A 16,373-nucleotide genomic window follows, 5' to 3' on the forward strand; every position below is an offset into this window, starting at 1 on the left:
GCGCAGCGGTATTGCGGCGCAGTGGAAAGAGACACCGCGCCGCAAAATCGCAACCTGGAGGGAAGGAAGTCAGTGTTTGGATTTGTCGTTCTGCGAGGAAAGTTCGTGCAGATGCCGACGGGACAATGCGAGGAACCGTGGCGTCGGGCCCACGTCTTCGTACAGCGGGTCGCCTTCTTCATCGGTGGCGACGACTTGCGAACCCTTGATGTAGGGGAAGCTTGCTTCCAGCTCTTCCAGCGCCGCCCCGATCAGTTCGCCCAGCAGCTCTTCGGGCTGGCGCTTGGGGTACATGTCGCAGATCGCCGCCAGCCGTGCGGCGGCTTCCACGTCCAGATGGATCGTGTAGCCGGTCTGGGTCAGGCGGCCCTTGGCGTTTTCTTCCCAATTCTGGGCAAGCTCACGAATTTTCATGATGACCTCAATCAGCCTGCTCGTGGCAGGCGCGGTGAGTGACAAGCCGTTGTGTGGCTTACTCATGAGACTAGCTTCGTTGTGTAAGGTTTAAAGTCCCTTCGTCGCTTGTCATAAGCGACGGGCATCGGCACTCTCTAATGCAAGAGCTGTCCGGACTTTTTTGCTGGAGAAATGCTGATGACCGATATCGATGCTCGCTTGCGCGAGGATGTCCACCTGCTCGGCGAACTGCTGGGCAATACCATCCGCGAACAGTATGGGGACACGTTTCTCGACAAGATCGAGCAGATCCGCAAGGGCGCCAAGGCTGACCGGCGCGGTTCCGTGGATGCCGAGCTCAGCGCCAGCCTCAACCAGTTGAGCGAGGACGAACTGCTGCCGGTGGCGCGGGCGTTCAACCAGTTTCTCAACCTGGCCAACATCGCTGAGCAATATCAACTTATCCATCGTCGCGAAGAGTCACAGCCGCAACCCTTCGAGGCGCGGGTGCTGCCCGAACTGCTTGCAAGGTTGCGAGCCGAGGGCCATGGCGCCGAGGCCCTGGCCCGGCAACTGGGGCGGCTGGAAATCGAATTGGTCCTCACGGCTCACCCGACGGAAGTGGCCCGCCGTACGCTGATCCAGAAGTACGACGCCATCGCTGCGCAATTGGCGGCCCAGGATCACCGCGACCTGACCAGCGCCGAGCGCGCGCAGATCCACGAGCGCCTGCAACGATTGATCGCCGAAGCCTGGCACACCGAAGAAATCCGCCGCACCCGGCCGACTCCGGTGGATGAAGCCAAGTGGGGGTTCGCGGTGATCGAGCATTCGCTGTGGCAGGCCATTCCCAATTACCTGCGCAAGGCCGACCAGGCCCTGCATGCCGCCACCGGGCTGCGCCTGCCACTGGAGGCGGCGCCGATCCGCTTTGCCTCGTGGATGGGCGGCGACCGCGACGGCAACCCGAATGTCACCGCTGCCGTGACCCGCGAGGTGCTGTTGCTGGCGCGCTGGATGGCAGCGGACCTGTACCTGCGCGACGTCGATCAACTGGCGGCCGAGTTGTCGATGCAACATGCCAGCGAGGTCTTGCGTGCCCAGGCTGGCGACAGCGCCGAGCCTTATCGCGCCGTGCTCAAGCAACTGCGTGAGCGCCTGCGCGCCACCCGCAACTGGGCCCACGCCTCCCTGACCGCCGCCACGCCGCCAGGCGCCGATGTGTTGCAGCACAACCGCGAGCTGCTGGACCCGCTGGAGCTGTGCTACCACTCGTTGCACCAATGCGGCATGGGCGTGATTGCCGATGGGCCGCTGCTCGATTGCCTGCGCCGGGCGGTGACGTTCGGCTTGTTCCTGGTGCGCCTCGATGTACGCCAGGACTCGACGCGTCATACCGCCGCCATGACGGAAATCACCGACTACCTGGGCCTGGGGCGCTTTGAAGATTGGAACGAGGAGCAACGCATCAGCTTCTTGCTGGAGGAGCTGAACAACCGGCGTCCGTTGCTGCCGGCCCATTTCAAGCCGTCGGCCGACACCGCGGAAGTGTTGGCGACGTGCCGGGAAGTGGCCGCGGCACCGGCGGCGTCCCTGGGTTCCTACGTGATCTCCATGGCCGGCGCGGCTTCTGATGTCCTCGCCGTGCAGCTGTTGTTGAAGGAGGCCGGTGTATTGCGGCCGATGCGGGTGGTGCCGTTGTTCGAGACCCTGGCCGACCTGGATAACGCCGGGCCGGTGATCGAGCGACTGTTGGGTCTGCCCGGCTATCGCTCGCGGCTGCAAGGCCCCCAGGAAGTGATGATCGGCTATTCCGACTCGGCCAAGGATGCCGGGACCACGGCGGCGGCCTGGGCGCAGTACCGGGCCCAGGAGCGGCTGGTGGACATCTGCCGCGAGCAGCAAGTCGAACTGCTGTTGTTCCACGGTCGTGGCGGCACCGTGGGCCGTGGTGGTGGTCCGGCGCATGCCGCGATCCTGTCCCAGCCACCGGGTTCGGTGGCCGGGCGTTTCCGCACCACCGAACAAGGCGAAATGATTCGTTTCAAATTCGGCCTGCCGGACATCGCCGAACAGAACCTCAATCTTTACCTCGCCGCGGTGCTTGAAGCGACGCTGCTGCCACCGCCGCCACCCACGCCCCAGTGGCGACACCTGATGGACGAACTGGCGGCCGACGGCGTCAGTGCCTACCGCGCCGTGGTGCGGGAAAACCCGCAATTTGTCGAATACTTCCGCCAGTCCACGCCGGAGCAGGAACTGGGGCGCCTGCCCCTGGGCAGCCGTCCGGCCAAGCGTCGCGCCGGCGGTATCGAAAGCCTGCGGGCGATCCCGTGGATCTTCGGCTGGACCCAGACCCGCCTGATGCTGCCGGCCTGGCTCGGCTGGGAAACCGCGCTGAGCAAGGCCTTGGAGCGCGGCGAAGGTGAATTGCTGGGGCAGATGCGCGAGCAATGGCCGTTCTTCCGTACCCGCATCGATATGCTGGAAATGGTGCTGGCCAAGGCTGACGCCGATATTGCCCGCTCCTACGACGAGCGTCTGGTGGAGCCGGGGCTCCTATCTTTGGGTGCGCATTTACGCGACCTATTGTCGCAGGCCTGTTCCGTGGTCCTGGGGTTGACCGGTCAGTCGCAGCTACTGGCACATAGCCCAGCCACACTGGAATTCATTCGCCTGCGCAACACCTACCTCGACCCGCTGCACCTGTTGCAAGCCGAACTGTTGGCACGCTCGCGGCAACAGGATGGGGCCCAGGGCAGCCCCGTGGAACAGGCGTTGCTGGTGTCTGTGGCGGGGATTGCCGCCGGTTTGCGCAATACCGGCTAAGGTTAGGCAGCGCACCGAAACAGCTCGCCCGGCGTTCCCGGGCGTTGTCCGGTGGGGGAGGGAGCAGGTCGGCCAGGCGACAGTTTGTTGCCCGGTTGCGACTCTCGCTACCCCCTCCGAAGGTCGTATCGGGCGCGGGTTCCTCCGACTTTCGGCGGCTTGTGTGGGTCGGGCCTGCTGTGTATCTTGATCAGCCTTTGGCCGTTTGGGCGGTCACGATCCTGTTTTCCGCGATTGGCCCCACGAGGCGAATCCGAGCGTTTACATAAAAAAATTGAGGAGCACATCGATGCGCGTCATTCTGCTGGGAGCTCCCGGGGCCGGTAAAGGTACTCAGGCAAAGTTCATCACCGAGAAATTCGGTATCCCGCAAATTTCCACTGGCGACATGCTGCGTGCCGCAGTCAAGGCGGGCACCGAGCTGGGCGTCAAGGCCAAGAGCATCATGGATGCCGGCGGCCTCGTGTCGGATGACCTGATCATTGCCCTGGTCAAGGATCGCATCGCTCAGCCCGACTGCGCCAAGGGGTTCCTGTTCGACGGTTTCCCGCGCACCATTCCCCAGGCCGAAGCCCTGGTGACTGCTGGTGTCGAGCTCGATGCGGTGGTTGAAATCGCCGTCGAAGACGAGGAAATCGTCCAGCGTATCGCCGGTCGACGCGTTCATGAGCCTTCCGGTCGTGTTTATCACACCGTCTATAACCCGCCGAAAACCGAAGGCAAGGACGATGTGACGGGTGAAGACCTGGTGCAGCGCAAGGACGACACCGAAGAAACCGTGCGTCATCGCCTGTCGGTCTACCATTCCCAGACCAAGCCGCTGGTGGATTTCTACCAGAAACTGTCGGCTGCCAATGGCAAGCCGAAGTACAGCCATATCGAAGGCGTCGGTTCGGTTGAAGCGATCACTGCCAAGGTGCTTGCAGCCTTGAGCTGAAAAGTCTGATCAGTTGCACTAACTACGGCCCGCTTGCGGGCCGTAGTTGTTTATACTGGCGCACTTTTTTCCACCTGATTTACGGACACATCGATGAGTACCTTGCTGGCCCTGGACACCGCGACTGAAGCTTGCTCCGTTGCCTTGCTGCACGACGGCACGGTCACGAGCCATTACGAGGTGATCCCGCGCCTGCACGCGCAGAAGCTGTTGCCGATGATCCAGCAATTGCTCAGCGATGCCGGGACGACCTTGCAGGCCGTGGACGCGATTGCTTTTGGCCGCGGGCCGGGGGCTTTCACCGGCGTGCGCATCGCCATTGGTGTGGTGCAGGGGCTGGCGTTTGCGTTGGAGCGGCCGGTGTTGCCGGTGTCGAACCTGGCGGTGCTGGCCCAGCGTGCCTTGCGCGAACAGGGAGCGCGCCAAGTCGCGGCGGCCATCGATGCGCGCATGGACGAGGTGTATTGGGGCTGCTATCGCGAAACCGACGGTGAGATGCGCCTGGTCGGTGCTGAGGCAGTACTGCCACCCGAAGCCGCGGCTTTGCCGAGCGGGGCCGACGGTGACTGGTTCGGCGCCGGTACCGGTTGGGGTTATGGCGAGCGGATTGCCGTCAGCCTGACCGGCCAGGACGCCTCGATGCTGCCCCATGCCGAAGACCTGCTAACCCTGGCCCGCTTCGCCTGGGCGCGTGGCGAAGCCATCCGGGCTGACGATGCGCAACCGGTGTACCTGCGGGACAAGGTCGCAACGCCCAAGTCCGAGCGGTAAAAAACCTCACCCCATTTCTCAAGTGAGCACACTGTGGCGAGGGGATTTATCCCCGCTCGAGTGCGTAGCACTCGCCATGTGTGCATGGCACATAGATGTCGGGGGGGCGCTTCGCACCCAGCGGGGATAAATCCCCTCGCCACAAAGGCATTCCCCACCCTCAGCCCCCAAGTCAGTCGCCCTGCAACAAAATCATTCCGCTTAAAAAAGTCATTTCCTCACCCAAAAGTCACGCCTGATATTGCCAGTCGTCACTTTTTCAGCCCGTTTTTAAACCTTTTAGGCTTTATGTGTTCTAGTTATCACTTGCGCATTTGCGCGGCTGCGAAAGTGCCGCTAAATTGCCATCATTGATACCGAGCATTCTGTTATGCGTATAGACGGCGTTTCATCCCAGTCCTACCCCATCAAGCGCAAGCCTCGTGCAGGCAAAATCGCTGAGCAGGAGTCCTTCGATGATATCGATGGCGAACTGGAGTTTCCGTCTGAAGAGCAACTGGCCGCCCGTGCCGCCAAAGCCTCCGCGCAACGCCTGAGCAATCTTCCCGCCCGTCAGCAAGACATGCTTTATCACCGTGCGATGAGCCGCAGTGTCGCCACGGCCCTGGCCAGCTACCTGAGCACCGCCGGTTTCGTCGATTGGGATATGGAAGTGCTGGGACTCGATCTCTACATCTGATGGTATTGCCTTACTACCTGGGCTGCCCCTCCTGGAGCGAAAACGCCTGGCGCGATTATCTTTATCCCCAGGACGCCAAAAGCACCGACTTCCTGAATCTCTATTGCCAAGTGTTCAATGCCGTGGAAGGCAATACGACCTTCTACGCCAGCCCATCTGCGGCCGTCGTGCAGCGGTGGGCAGAAACCATGCCCGAGCACTTTCGCTTCACCGCCAAGTTTCCCGGTGACATCAGCCACAACGGTGATTTGCGTGAGCGCCTGACGGCCACCGAAACCTTCCTGCAACTGCTCAGCCCTTTGGGCGAGCGTGTCTCGCCGTACTGGCTGCAACTGTCCAAGGCCTTTACCCCGAATCGGTTGCCGGAACTGGCGGGGTTCATCGACGCCTTGCAGCGGCCCTTGGCCGTGGAGGTCCGTCATGATGAGTTCTTCGCCAAGGGCGATGCCGAACGACGTCTCAATCGCCTGTTGCTCGATCGCGGTGTCGAACGCATCTGCCTCGATCCCCGGGCCTTGTTCAGTTGCACTTCGCCCGATCCCGCCGTGCTCCACGCACAATCGAAAAAGCCCCGGGTACCGCCCCGGCCTGCGGCGTTCACCCAATGTCCGCAAGTGCGCTTCATCGGCCATCCGGTGCTGGAAGCCAACGAGCCGTTTCTGACGCCCTGGGTGGAAAAAATCGCCGGGTGGATCGAAGAAGGGCGCACGCCCTATATTTTCCTGCACACCGCCGACAATCTGCTGGCGGCCCGGCTCGCGCAACACTTCCACAGCCGATTGATGCGTCGATTGCCTGGCTTGCCGGCCCTGCCTGAGCTATATAGAGAGCCCGCCGCCGAGCAACTGGGTTTGCTCTGAGGCCACTTCCTCTCTGCTCAGGAGCGAACTCATGGATGCGCAAACCCGTCGAGCCCAGGCGTTCAAGGCCTTGCACGAACGCGAAGGGGCTTTTGTCATTCCCAACCCATGGGATGCCGGTTCGGCCAAAATGCTGGCCAGCCTCGGCTTTGAAGCCCTGGCGACCACCAGTGCCGGCCATGCCTTTTCCTTGGGACGGCCCGATGGTGCACTGGGCCTGGATGACACATTGGCTAACGTGCGAGCGATTGTGGCCGCTACTGATCTGCCGGTGGCCGTCGATCTGGAGAACGGTTTTGCCGATGCGCCCGAGGAGTGTGCGCGTAACTTGCTCCGTGCGGCGAAGGCCGGTGCGGTGGGTGGTTCGATCGAGGATGCCACGGGGCGCGAAGACAGCCCGATCTATTGCTTCGAACATGCCGTGGCGCGGGTCAAGGCCGCTGCCGACGCCGTACGCGGTTTGCCGTATCCCTTCCTGCTGACGGCCCGGGCGGAAAACTTCCTGCACGGCAATCCGGACCTGGATGACACCATTGGCCGCCTGAAGGCCTTCGCGGACGCGGGGGCCGACGTGTTGTACGCCCCGGGGCTGAGCAGCGCCGAACAAGTACTTGCGGTGGTGCGGGCCGTGGCGCCGAAACCGGTGAACGTGCTGATGTCCGGGGCGCTGGACCTGTCCGTCGCGCAGTTGAGCGAATTGGGCGTCAAGCGCATCAGCGTTGGATCGGCGTTGGCCCTGGCCGCGTATGGTGAGTTCTTCCGCGCCGCCGAGGAAATCCAGCAACAGGGCACGTTCACTTTCACCCGCCGCTCGATGCCGTTCAAGCAGGCCAATCAATTATTCAAGGGTTGATGCCCGAGGCATTGTCGTGCGGTTTTGGAAAGCTCTTGCGGTAGTGGCACTGATTGTTGGTTTCGCAGGGCTGGGGGTATGGCGCGGTTGGGTGGCGCTGCCGCCGCAATGGAATCCCTGGGCGCCCCTGGACGTCAATCTCGCGCCCAACCTGCTGACCCGCTTCAAGCTCATGGCCCTGCGCAACGACCCGCAGCTGTGCGATCAGGCCCTCGCCACCTCGGGGCTGCGCACCGCTCGCCAGGCGGACAGCGGCGCCAGCTCGACGTGCCCGCTGACCAATGTGCTGAGGGTGCAGGGTGGTGAGGTGGCGCTGAGCAGCAGTTTCCTCGCCAGTTGCCCGTTGGCGGTAGCGTTCGCGCTGTTCGAGCGCCATGGGTTGCAGCCGGCGGCAATGGCGGTCTACGGGCAGAAAGTGACGCGGGTCGATCACCTGGGCAGTTTCGCCTGCCGCAACATGTACGGGCGTGAGAGCGGCGCGCGCAGCCAGCATGCTACCGCCAGTGCGTTGGACATCGCCGGGTTTCGCCTGGCCGATGGCCGCACGGTCAGCGTGCTCAGGGACTGGCCCAAGGACAATGCCGATGCACGGTTTCTACGCCAGGCCCGGGACGGCGCCTGCGATATGTTCAGTGTGGTGTTGAGTCCGGATTACAACGCGGCGCACCGCAACCATTTTCATCTGGATGTGGGTCCATGGTGGATCTGCCGCTAGTGTCCTGAGCGGGTCAGGCGGCGATACGCAGGTTCTGCAGCACGATCGGGCGTGCCCAGCGGATGTCGAAGTCCAGTTGCTTCTGTTGCGCCACCAATTCCTCTTCCGGGAAGGGCGGGAACGGCTTGTCCAGCAGGTCGAGTTCGAACTCGGCAATCGGCAGGTGCAATGGGCGCGGTTGCGGTGCCGGGCCGGGTTCCGGCAGCGGTTGGCCAGCGGCGAGGACGAGTGGGCGAACCCAGTTGCTCTCGAAGGTCTGCTGTTTTTGCTGGGCAGCGATTTCTTCCTCTGGGAAGGGCGGGAAGGGCTTGTCCAGCAGGTCGAGTTCGAATTCGGCGATGGGCAGGAACAACGGCTCAGGCGGCTTGACCGGTGTTTCGGTCACTTCGCAGGTGCGTTGGCTGACGATGTGCTCCAGCAGCTCAGCGCCGAGGGTCGGTTCAACAGCCTCATCGAGGGCTACTGGCTGGTAGCTGCCAGGCGCCGGTGCGTTATCCCCCAGTTGATCGGCCAGGGCCCGGGCAAAAAAGTCCTGCCACAGGTGACTGACGCCGCTCAGCGCTTGGGTGTTACGCAGGCTGTAATCGCCGTAAGGGGAGATAACGCCTATCGATGTGGATTGAATGTCTGACATTTTTCTCGGTCGACGCTCAGCTCTGGCAAAATGCCGTTCACCTTTGTTATCGGCCATTTTTGCCGATCATTAATTTTTTGAGCGTGTTTTTCATGAGTGAGCAACCTGTGGCCTGCCGCATCCATGTCGAAGCCCTGGCCCCGGCCTTCCAGCCGCAGGCCGAGCGTTGGGCGCAGCGGCTTGGCCTGCCTTTGCAGGTGGACGATGGCGAGTTTGCCTTGCAGGTCGGCGAGCAGGGCCTGCAACTGCAGCAACTGGGCCCGGACGCGCCAGGACCGGTGCGGGTGGACTTCGTCGAGGGCGGGGCGGCTCATCGTCGGTTGTACGGCGGTGGCAGTGGTCAGATGATCGCCAAGGCCGTCGGGGTCGCCCAGGGTGTGCGCCCGCGGGTGCTGGATGCCACGGCCGGGTTGGGCAAGGACGCGTTCGTGCTGGCCAGCCTGGGCTGCGAAATGAGCCTGATCGAGCGTCAACCGCTGATCGGGGCCCTGCTGGAGGATGGCCTGGCCCGTGGGGCGGAAGACTTCGACGTGGCGCCGATCGTGGCGCGCATGCGTTTGCTCCAGGGCAACTCCATCGAAGTGATGCGCAACTGGGAAGGCGAACCGCCCCAGGTGATCTACCTGGACCCGATGTTTCCCCATCGTGAGAAAACCGCCCTGGTGAAGAAGGAAATGCGCCTGTTCCGGCCCCTGGTGGGCGATGACCCGGACGCCCCGGCACTGCTCGCCGCCGCCTTGGCGCTGGCGACTCACCGGGTGGTGGTCAAGCGTCCGCGCAAGGCCCCGTGCATCGAAGGGCCGAAGCCGAGCCATGGGCTTGATGGCAAGTCCAGTCGCTACGACATCTACCCCAAGAAAGCGCTCAAGGCCTGAGACCGCGGCGCCTGCATCGCGAGCAGGCTCGCTCCCACAGGAATCGCTGGTGAACACAGACTCTGTGAGCCTTCTCGATCAAACTGTGGGAGCGAGCCTGCTCGCGATGAGGCCCTCCCAGCTAGCGAAGGGCCATTGGTCGAGCTAAGGCCGATAAGCCCGCATAAACAACCCCACCACTTCCTGCACATGACTCTCGGCCGCTTCAGGCTCCAGTGGCGTGCCGCAGCCATACAATAGGCGAAAGTTCGCCGCGCCCTTGATCAGACAGAAGAAATGCTCGGCAGCATTGCGTGGTTTGTCGATGCTCAGGGCGCCGCTCTGGTTGACCTTGGTCAACAGGCGTTCCATGCCTGAGAGCATCCGTTGCGGGCCGGCTTCGTAGAAAATCGCCGAGAGTTTCGGATCCTGGCTACCCAGGGCCATGATCACTCGATGCAGGTTCACCGATTCCTCGCTGCTGACGAGCAGGTGAAAACCACGGGCAATGTTCAGCAACACGTGTTCGATCAGAACGCCGTCCGGCCATTCGAAAAACAGCGGCGGCACCTGTTCTTCGCACTTGGCGATCACGGCAGCGGAAAACAACGTTTCCTTATCGGTGAAGTGGCTATAGACGGTCAGCTTCGACACCCCCGCCTCGGTGGCGACGGCGTCCATGCTGGTGCTGGCGTAACCCATGCTCACGAATAGCCGCTTCGCCGCGTCGAGAATGGCCTGGCGCTTGGCCAGATCCTTCGGGCGACCGGGGCCGCTGGGGGGTGAAAGATTGTTCGACATTTCTTCGCTTTAATACTGGACTGGTGAGTTTGCTATTAATAACATACTCGTCAGTATAATTATTCCAAGCACCATTAGCGAAAGGTCACTCGCCATGTTCCGCTATGCCCTGCCCCTCGCCGTGCCAGTCACCCTGGCTTTTTTATTGTCTGCGTGTGGTCATGACGAGCCGGTGCCCGTCGCCGTGCGCCCCGCCATGGTGGTCAAGCCCGAGCCGTCGGCCCAGGCGATGGACAGTTACCCTGGCGAAGTGCGGGCCCGATTCGAGCCCGACCTGGCCTTTCGCATTGGCGGCAAGGTGAGCCGACGGCTGGTCGAAGAGGGGCAGCGGGTCAAGGCCAATCAACCGCTGGCCGAGCTCGATCCCGAGGATGTGCGCCTGCAACTGGAAGCGACCCGTGCCCAGGTCGCCGCCGCCGAGGCCAACCTGAACCTGGTCCGCGCCGAGCGTGATCGCTACAAGACCTTGATGGAGCGGCAGATGGTCAGCCGTTCCCAGTACGACAACGCCGAAAACCTTTACCGCTCAGGCACTGCGCGGCTCAAGCAGATCAAGGCCGAGTTCGATGTCGCCAACAACCAGGCCAGTTATTCGGTGCTGCGTGCGCCCCAGGATGGCGTGGTCGCCCGGCGTTCGGTGGAGGTTGGGCAGGTGGTGTCGGCCGGGCAAACCGTCTTCACCCTGGCCACCGATGGCGAGCGTGAAGTGTTGATCAGCCTCCCGGAACAGGGGTTTGGCCGGTTCAAGATCGGCCAGCCGGTTTCGGTCGAACTGTGGAGCCAGCCCAACCAGCGTTTCAGCGGACGCATTCGCGAACTGTCGCCGGCCGCCGACCCCAGGTCCCGTACCTTCGCCGCCCGGGTGGCCTTCACTGCCGGCAGTGTTCCGGCCGAGCTGGGCCAGAGTGCCCGGGTATTTATCCAGACCGCCGACAAGGTGCCGCTGTCGGTGCCGTTGTCGGCCCTGACGGCTGAAAATGGCGCGACCTATGTCTGGGTCGTCAACGCCGACAACACGCTGAAAAAGGTCCCGGTCCGAGTCGGCGCCTTCGGCGAAAAGACCGTTCCGGTGCTTGAAGGCCTCAGCCCCGATGACTGGGTGGTGGCGGCCGGCGTGCATGTGCTCCTCGACGGCCAGCAGGTGCGGCCGGTGGATCGCTCCAACCGCGTGGTCAACCTGACGGCGAAGGAGTAATCCACGATGGGTTTCAATCTTTCCGAATGGGCGCTGCGCAACCGCCAGATCGTACTGTTCCTGATGCTGTTGCTGGCCATCGTTGGCGCGCTTTCCTACACCAAGCTCGGCCAGAGCGAAGACCCGCCATTCACTTTCAAGGCCATGGTGATCCGTACCAACTGGCCGGGCGCCACGGCCGAGGAAGTCTCGCGCCAGGTCACTGAGCGCATCGAAAAGAAGCTGATGGAAACCGGCGATTACGAAAGGATCGTTTCGTTCTCCCGGCCGGGGGAGTCCCAAGTGACTTTCATGGCGCGCGACTCCCTGCATTCGGCGCAGATCCCGGAGCTGTGGTACCAGATCCGCAAGAAGATCAGTGACATCCGCCATACCTTGCCGCCGGGTATCCAGGGGCCATTTTTCAACGATGAGTTCGGGACTACCTTCGGCAATATCTACGCCTTGACCGGCGATGGTTTCGACTACGCCGTGCTCAAGGACTACGCCGATCGCATCCAGATCCAGCTGCAGCGGGTCAAGGACGTGGGCAAGGTCGAACTGATCGGTTTGCAGGACGAGAAGATCTGGATCGAGCTGTCGAACGTGAAGCTGGCGACCCTTGGCCTGCCCTTGGCGGCGGTACAGCAGGCCCTGGAGGAGCAGAATGCGGTATCGACCGCGGGCTTCTTCGAAACCGACAGCGAGCGATTGCAGCTACGGGTTTCGGGGAATTTCCAGAGCGTGGAAGAGATCCGCAACTTCCCGATCCGGGTCGCCGATCGTACGTTCCGTATCAGTGATGTGGCGGATGTGCGCCGGGGTTTCAACGACCCACCGGCGCCACGCATGCGTTTCATGGGCGAAGACGCCATCGGCCTGGCCGTGGCGATGAAGGACGGTGGTGACATCCTGGTCCTGGGCAAGGCCCTTGAGGTCGATTTTGCCCGTATCCAGGATACGCTCCCGGCCGGCATGCAATTGCGCAAGGTGTCGGACCAGCCGGCGGCGGTGAAGACCGGGGTCGGTGAGTTCGTCCAGGTGCTGGTGGAAGCGCTGACGATTGTATTGCTGGTGAGCTTCTTCTCCCTGGGCCTGCGCACCGGGATGGTGGTGGCCCTGGCGATTCCGCTGGTGCTGGCGATGACCTTCGCGGCGATGTATTACCTGGGGATCGGCCTGCACAAGATTTCCCTCGGCGCGCTGGTACTGGCGCTGGGGCTGCTGGTGGACGATGCGATCATCGCGGTGGAGATGATGGCGATCAAGATGGAGCAGGGCTTCGACCGGATCAAGGCCGCCAGTTTTGCGTGGACCAGCACGGCGTTCCCGATGCTCACCGGTACGTTGATCACGGCGGCGGGGTTCTTGCCGATCGCCACCGCGCAATCGGGCACCGGCGAGTACACCCGTTCGATTTTCCAGGTCGTGACCTTGGCATTGCTGGCGTCCTGGGTGGCTGCCGTGGTGTTTGTGCCGTACCTGGGGGAAAAACTCCTGCCGGACCTGGCGAAAATTCACGCGGCCAAACATGGCACGGCTGACGGCCAGACCGACCCTTACGGCACGCCGTTTTATCAGCGTGTCCGGCGGATGGTGGAGTGGTGCGTGCGTCGTCGCAAAACCGTCCTCACCCTGACCGTGCTGTTGTTCGTGGGCTCGGTGGTGTTGTTCCGTTTCGTGCCGCAGCAATTCTTCCCGGCGTCGGGACGGCTGGAGTTGATGGTGGACCTGAAACTGCAGGAAGGTGCCTCCCTGAGCAACACCGCCGAGCAGGTCAAGCGCCTTGAAGCGCTGCTCAAGGACCACGCCGGCATCGACAATTACGTGGCTTATGTCGGCACCGGTTCACCGCGTTTCTACCTGCCGCTGGATCAACAACTGCCAGCGTCCAGCTTCGCCCAGTTCGTGGTGCTGGCCAAGACCATCGAAGATCGCGAGCCGTTGCGCAGTTGGCTGATCACTACCCTGAACGAACAGTTCCCGACCCTGCGCTCGCGGGTCACACGCCTGGAAAACGGCCCGCCGGTCGGCTACCCGGTGCAGTTCCGCGTTACTGGTGAACACATCGAAGTGGTCCGGGCCCTGGCACGCAAAGTGGCGACGAAAGTTCGAGAAAACCCTTACGTGGCCAATGTGCATCTGGACTGGGAAGAGCCGAGCAAGGTGGTGTACCTGAACGTCGACCAGGACCGTGCCCGGGCCCTGGGTGTCAGCACCGCCAATCTGGCGAGTTTCCTGCGCAGCTCCCTCACGGGCTCCAGCGTCAGCCAGTATCGCGAAGACAATGAGCTGATCGAAATCCTGCTGCGCGGCACGGTGCATGAGCGCACCGAATTGTCATTGCTGTCGAGCCTGGCGGTGCCGACCGACAACGGCAGGAGCGTTGCCCTGTCGCAGATCGCGACCTTGGAATACGGTTTCGAAGAGGGGGTGATCTGGCACCGCAACCGTCTGCCGAGCGTGACCGTACGGGCCGATATCTATGGCAAGGAGCAACCGGCGACCCTGGTGCAGCAGATCTTTCCGACCCTGGACCCGATTCGTGCCGAACTGCCGTCCGGTTACTTGCTCGAGGTGGGCGGTACAGTAGAGGATTCGGCTCGCGGCCAGAAATCGGTGAATGCCGGTGTGCCGCTGTTCATCGTGGTGGTGTTGACGTTGCTGATGCTGCAGCTGCGCAGCTTCTCGCGCACGGCCATGGTGTTTCTCACTGCGCCCTTGGGGCTGATCGGCGTCACCCTGTTCCTGCTGGTGTTCCGCCAGCCGTTCGGTTTCGTCGCCATGCTCGGCACTATCGCGCTGTCGGGGATGATCATGCGCAACTCGGTGATCCTGGTGGACCAGATCGAACAGGACATCAAGGCGGGGCTGTCGCCCTGGCAGGCGATCATCGAAGCGACGGTCCGCCGCTTCCGCCCGATCGTACTCACCGCGCTGGCGGCGGTGCTGGCCATGATCCCGCTGTCGCGCAGCCTGTTCTTCGGGCCGATGGCCGTGGCAATCATGGGTGGCTTGATCGTGGCGACGGCGTTGACGCTGTTGTTCCTGCCGGCGTTGTATGCGGCGTGGTTCAGGGTCAAGAAGACTTGACGCGATTCGGATAACACTGAAGATCAAATGTGGGAGCGAGCCTGCTCGCGATAGCGATGTAACAGCCAACAGAGATGCTATGGCTGATACCGCAATCGCGAGCAGGCTCGCTCCCACAGGTGTTTTGCGCGCAATCCTAGAGCGTACCGAAAACCTTCTTCGCCAAACTGGTCGCTGCAGCTGCCGGGTTCTGGCGAATGGCGGCTTCCTGCTTGCCGATCATCTCGAACAATCCGTCCAGCGCCTGCTCGGTCACGTAGTTTTCGATGTTGGCGCTTTTGGTGTCGAGCACGCCGAAGGTCGCGGCCTGGCCGGCGAAGGCGTTGTACTTCTGCGCCAGGCCGACCTTGTCGGTGGCTTGCTTGACGATGGGCAGGAACTTGGCGCGGATCTGTTCGCGACTGCTCTTGTTCAGGTATTGCGTCGCCGAGTCGTTACCGCCGCTCAAGATCCCCTTGGCATCGTCCACGCTCATGTTCTTCACGGCATTGACCAGGATCGGCTGGGCCTGGACCACGGCGGCTTCGGCGGCCTGGTTCATGCTGGTTTCCAATTGATCGACCTGGTCTCCCATGCCGAAGGCTTTCATCTTGCTGGCGACTTTGCCCAGCTTGCCTGGCAGTTCGATCTTCACATCCGGGTTGTTGCTGAAGCCGCCGGGTGTACCCAGTTGCTTGACCGCAACCTGTGCGCCTTGGGTCAAGGCATCCTTGAGGCCGCCCGCGGCGTCTTTTTGCGACAGGTCGCCCAGGGACAGGGCCATGGCATTGGCGCAGATCAACAGGCCTGCGCACAGGCCGGTGAAACGGAGGGTAGAGCGAAGCATGATGGCGTCCTTGAAGAAATTTGGAAAAAGCGATCAGCGTGCGGCGTTGACGCGGACCTTCAACGGCTGCGGATCCTTGCCATCGAGTTGTACGGCGTGCTGTTCGGTAGTGATGAACATCAACTGGCCGTCCACTTCGATGCGGGCGCTCACGGCATAACGATGGCCGGGCTTGACCTGGGCGGGATCATAACTGAGGTGGAACGGCAGCGGGACCTGGCCTTTGATCGGGCCGCTCTGCTCATCGAGCACCACGGCGGGGGCGTCGGCCAGGGAAACGTCCTGCAGGCTCACGCTCAAGGTAGCGTTGGGCGGCAGGGCGATGCGTTGCAGGTAGAACACTTCGCCATCCAGGGATGCGGTGGTGGAGGGTGGCGTTGCCGATTGGCAAGCGGCCAGTAACGCCATGGATGCAAGCAGAGCTATTTTTTTCATTGGAAGCACCTTGCCCATTGACGCCAGCAACACACAGGCGTCAATGGGCATTTAGCGGGTTTGCGTCCAAGCACCCATTCGCAACGTTGCGGCTCAGGAGCCGAACGCGGGCGCTTGAACAGTTTCAGCCAGCGATGCTGGCGCCAGGCTCAGGGGGATGTCAACGTGTTGATTGCCGCCATCCCAGGTGAAGGCCTGTTCGGCCTCAAGAAAAAGAGCGGTGTCGGCTCGGTACACTCGTGCCTTTACCAGGAGCTCTTCCCCTACACGCGTCGTCTTGGAATCGACAAGAAAGCGATATTGCCAAGGCTGCTGGGCCCCCGGTTCCTTGGGTGCCACGTTGGAGCCCTGGCCGCCGCTGACGCTGATCTGCGCACCGGCTGCATTTAGAACACTGACTTCGGTGCGGCCGGCTTCGGGAAGTTGATGGCCTTCGGGCAGTTGCATGGTTAGCGTGATGATATTCATGCTGAATTCCTTTTCAGTACGTCGACATTGACGTGGCCTCATCCTAGA

General features: G+C 62.3%; 16 protein-coding genes. 10 read left to right on the top strand and 6 right to left on the bottom strand.

Going from position 1 to position 16,373, the window contains the following annotated elements; genetic code table 11:
• Positions 1-69 precede the first annotated feature (69 nt).
• Entirely contained in the window at positions 70-414 is a 345-nt protein-coding gene (locus DTP52_RS12770) for a pilin assembly protein (RefSeq protein ID WP_109753724.1), read from the bottom strand.
• A 180-nt stretch (positions 415-594) separates the two neighbouring features.
• Here DTP52_RS12770 and ppc point away from each other — a divergent pair, with 180 nt between their 5' ends.
• The 7 genes from ppc (at position 595) to DTP52_RS12805 (ending at position 8,040) form a co-directional block, all read left to right on the top strand.
• A complete protein-coding gene (gene ppc, locus DTP52_RS12775; protein ID WP_109753725.1) occupies positions 595-3,225 on the top strand; it encodes a phosphoenolpyruvate carboxylase in 2,631 nt (876 codons plus the stop codon).
• 289 nt (positions 3,226-3,514) lie between these two features.
• Complete coding sequence (gene adk / locus DTP52_RS12780) at positions 3,515-4,162, top strand: adenylate kinase (RefSeq protein ID WP_109753681.1); 648 nt, start codon at positions 3,515-3,517, stop codon at positions 4,160-4,162.
• Positions 4,163-4,255: 93 nt separating this feature from the next.
• On the top strand, positions 4,256-4,933 hold the full coding sequence (gene tsaB, locus DTP52_RS12785; RefSeq protein WP_109753682.1) for a tRNA (adenosine(37)-N6)-threonylcarbamoyltransferase complex dimerization subunit type 1 TsaB: 678 nt from the start codon (positions 4,256-4,258) through the stop codon (positions 4,931-4,933).
• A 370-nt stretch (positions 4,934-5,303) separates the two neighbouring features.
• Positions 5,304-5,612, top strand: coding sequence for a hypothetical protein (locus DTP52_RS12790; protein ID WP_109753683.1), 309 nt, complete (start codon positions 5,304-5,306; stop codon positions 5,610-5,612).
• Positions 5,612-6,472, top strand: a complete 861-nt coding sequence (locus DTP52_RS12795; protein ID WP_109753684.1) for a DUF72 domain-containing protein — start codon at positions 5,612-5,614, stop codon at positions 6,470-6,472. The genes DTP52_RS12790 and DTP52_RS12795 overlap by 1 nt, the downstream gene beginning before the upstream one ends.
• Positions 6,473-6,503: 31 nt before the next feature.
• A complete protein-coding gene (locus tag DTP52_RS12800) occupies positions 6,504-7,325 on the top strand; it encodes an oxaloacetate decarboxylase (protein WP_109753685.1) in 822 nt (273 codons plus the stop codon).
• A 16-nt stretch (positions 7,326-7,341) separates the two neighbouring features.
• The gene (locus DTP52_RS12805; RefSeq protein WP_109753686.1) at positions 7,342-8,040 is read left to right on the top strand and encodes an extensin family protein; all 699 of its coding nucleotides are present in this window, start codon (positions 7,342-7,344) and stop codon (positions 8,038-8,040) included.
• 13 nt (positions 8,041-8,053) lie between these two features.
• On the opposite strand, the gene DTP52_RS12810 is transcribed toward DTP52_RS12805, so the two are convergent.
• Positions 8,054-8,674: an energy transducer TonB gene (locus tag DTP52_RS12810; protein ID WP_109753687.1), complete on the bottom strand. Its 621-nt coding sequence runs from the start codon at positions 8,672-8,674 to the stop codon at positions 8,054-8,056.
• A 92-nt stretch (positions 8,675-8,766) separates the two neighbouring features.
• Here DTP52_RS12810 and DTP52_RS12815 point away from each other — a divergent pair, with 92 nt between their 5' ends.
• Positions 8,767-9,549: a class I SAM-dependent methyltransferase gene (locus DTP52_RS12815; protein WP_109753688.1), complete on the top strand. Its 783-nt coding sequence runs from the start codon at positions 8,767-8,769 to the stop codon at positions 9,547-9,549.
• Positions 9,550-9,693: 144 nt separating this feature from the next.
• Here the strand turns inward: DTP52_RS12815 and DTP52_RS12820 are convergent, their stop codons facing one another.
• On the bottom strand, positions 9,694-10,329 hold the full coding sequence (locus tag DTP52_RS12820) for a TetR/AcrR family transcriptional regulator (RefSeq protein ID WP_109753689.1): 636 nt from the start codon (positions 10,327-10,329) through the stop codon (positions 9,694-9,696).
• A gap of 94 nt (positions 10,330-10,423) precedes the next feature.
• Here DTP52_RS12820 and DTP52_RS12825 point away from each other — a divergent pair, with 94 nt between their 5' ends.
• Both DTP52_RS12825 and DTP52_RS12830 read left to right on the top strand, forming a co-directional pair.
• A complete protein-coding gene (locus DTP52_RS12825; RefSeq protein WP_109753690.1) occupies positions 10,424-11,524 on the top strand; it encodes an efflux RND transporter periplasmic adaptor subunit in 1,101 nt (366 codons plus the stop codon).
• A 6-nt stretch (positions 11,525-11,530) separates the two neighbouring features.
• On the top strand, positions 11,531-14,596 hold the full coding sequence (locus DTP52_RS12830) for an efflux RND transporter permease subunit (protein WP_109753691.1): 3,066 nt from the start codon (positions 11,531-11,533) through the stop codon (positions 14,594-14,596).
• A gap of 136 nt (positions 14,597-14,732) precedes the next feature.
• Here the strand turns inward: DTP52_RS12830 and DTP52_RS12835 are convergent, their stop codons facing one another.
• The 3 genes from DTP52_RS12835 to DTP52_RS12845 all read right to left on the bottom strand — a co-directional run bounded on the left by DTP52_RS12835 (position 14,733) and on the right by DTP52_RS12845 (position 16,325).
• Complete coding sequence (locus tag DTP52_RS12835) at positions 14,733-15,422, bottom strand: DUF4197 domain-containing protein (protein WP_109753692.1); 690 nt, start codon at positions 15,420-15,422, stop codon at positions 14,733-14,735.
• A 33-nt stretch (positions 15,423-15,455) separates the two neighbouring features.
• On the bottom strand, positions 15,456-15,857 hold the full coding sequence (locus DTP52_RS12840) for a YbaY family lipoprotein (RefSeq protein ID WP_109753693.1): 402 nt from the start codon (positions 15,855-15,857) through the stop codon (positions 15,456-15,458).
• Between the two features lie 93 nt (positions 15,858-15,950).
• The gene (locus DTP52_RS12845) at positions 15,951-16,325 is read right to left on the bottom strand and encodes a hypothetical protein (protein ID WP_109753694.1); all 375 of its coding nucleotides are present in this window, start codon (positions 16,323-16,325) and stop codon (positions 15,951-15,953) included.
• Between the last annotated feature and the right edge of the window lie 48 nt (positions 16,326-16,373).

The sequence above is a fragment of the Pseudomonas sp. 43mfcvi1.1 genome (genome assembly GCF_900115935.1).
Taxonomy (GTDB): Bacteria; Pseudomonadota; Gammaproteobacteria; order Pseudomonadales; family Pseudomonadaceae; genus Aquipseudomonas; species Aquipseudomonas bijieensis.

Bases quoted from the DNA above. Each gene is read 5' to 3' on its own strand.
- DTP52_RS12770 (WP_109753724.1), bottom strand. From the start codon at position 414: ATGAAAATTCGTGAGCTTGCCCAGAATTGGGAAGAAAACGCCAAGGGC.
- ppc (WP_109753725.1), top strand. From the start codon at position 595: ATGACCGATATCGATGCTCGCTTGCGCGAGGATGTCCACCTGCTCGGC.
- adk (WP_109753681.1), top strand. From the start codon at position 3,515: ATGCGCGTCATTCTGCTGGGAGCTCCCGGGGCCGGTAAAGGTACTCAG.
- tsaB (WP_109753682.1), top strand. From the start codon at position 4,256: ATGAGTACCTTGCTGGCCCTGGACACCGCGACTGAAGCTTGCTCCGTT.
- DTP52_RS12790 (WP_109753683.1), top strand. From the start codon at position 5,304: ATGCGTATAGACGGCGTTTCATCCCAGTCCTACCCCATCAAGCGCAAG.
- DTP52_RS12795 (WP_109753684.1), top strand. From the start codon at position 5,612: ATGGTATTGCCTTACTACCTGGGCTGCCCCTCCTGGAGCGAAAACGCC.
- DTP52_RS12800 (WP_109753685.1), top strand. From the start codon at position 6,504: ATGGATGCGCAAACCCGTCGAGCCCAGGCGTTCAAGGCCTTGCACGAA.
- DTP52_RS12810 (WP_109753687.1), bottom strand. From the start codon at position 8,674: ATGTCAGACATTCAATCCACATCGATAGGCGTTATCTCCCCTTACGGC.
- DTP52_RS12815 (WP_109753688.1), top strand. From the start codon at position 8,767: ATGAGTGAGCAACCTGTGGCCTGCCGCATCCATGTCGAAGCCCTGGCC.
- DTP52_RS12820 (WP_109753689.1), bottom strand. From the start codon at position 10,329: ATGTCGAACAATCTTTCACCCCCCAGCGGCCCCGGTCGCCCGAAGGAT.
- DTP52_RS12825 (WP_109753690.1), top strand. From the start codon at position 10,424: ATGTTCCGCTATGCCCTGCCCCTCGCCGTGCCAGTCACCCTGGCTTTT.
- DTP52_RS12830 (WP_109753691.1), top strand. From the start codon at position 11,531: ATGGGTTTCAATCTTTCCGAATGGGCGCTGCGCAACCGCCAGATCGTA.
- DTP52_RS12835 (WP_109753692.1), bottom strand. From the start codon at position 15,422: ATGCTTCGCTCTACCCTCCGTTTCACCGGCCTGTGCGCAGGCCTGTTG.
- DTP52_RS12840 (WP_109753693.1), bottom strand. From the start codon at position 15,857: ATGAAAAAAATAGCTCTGCTTGCATCCATGGCGTTACTGGCCGCTTGC.
- DTP52_RS12845 (WP_109753694.1), bottom strand. From the start codon at position 16,325: ATGAATATCATCACGCTAACCATGCAACTGCCCGAAGGCCATCAACTT.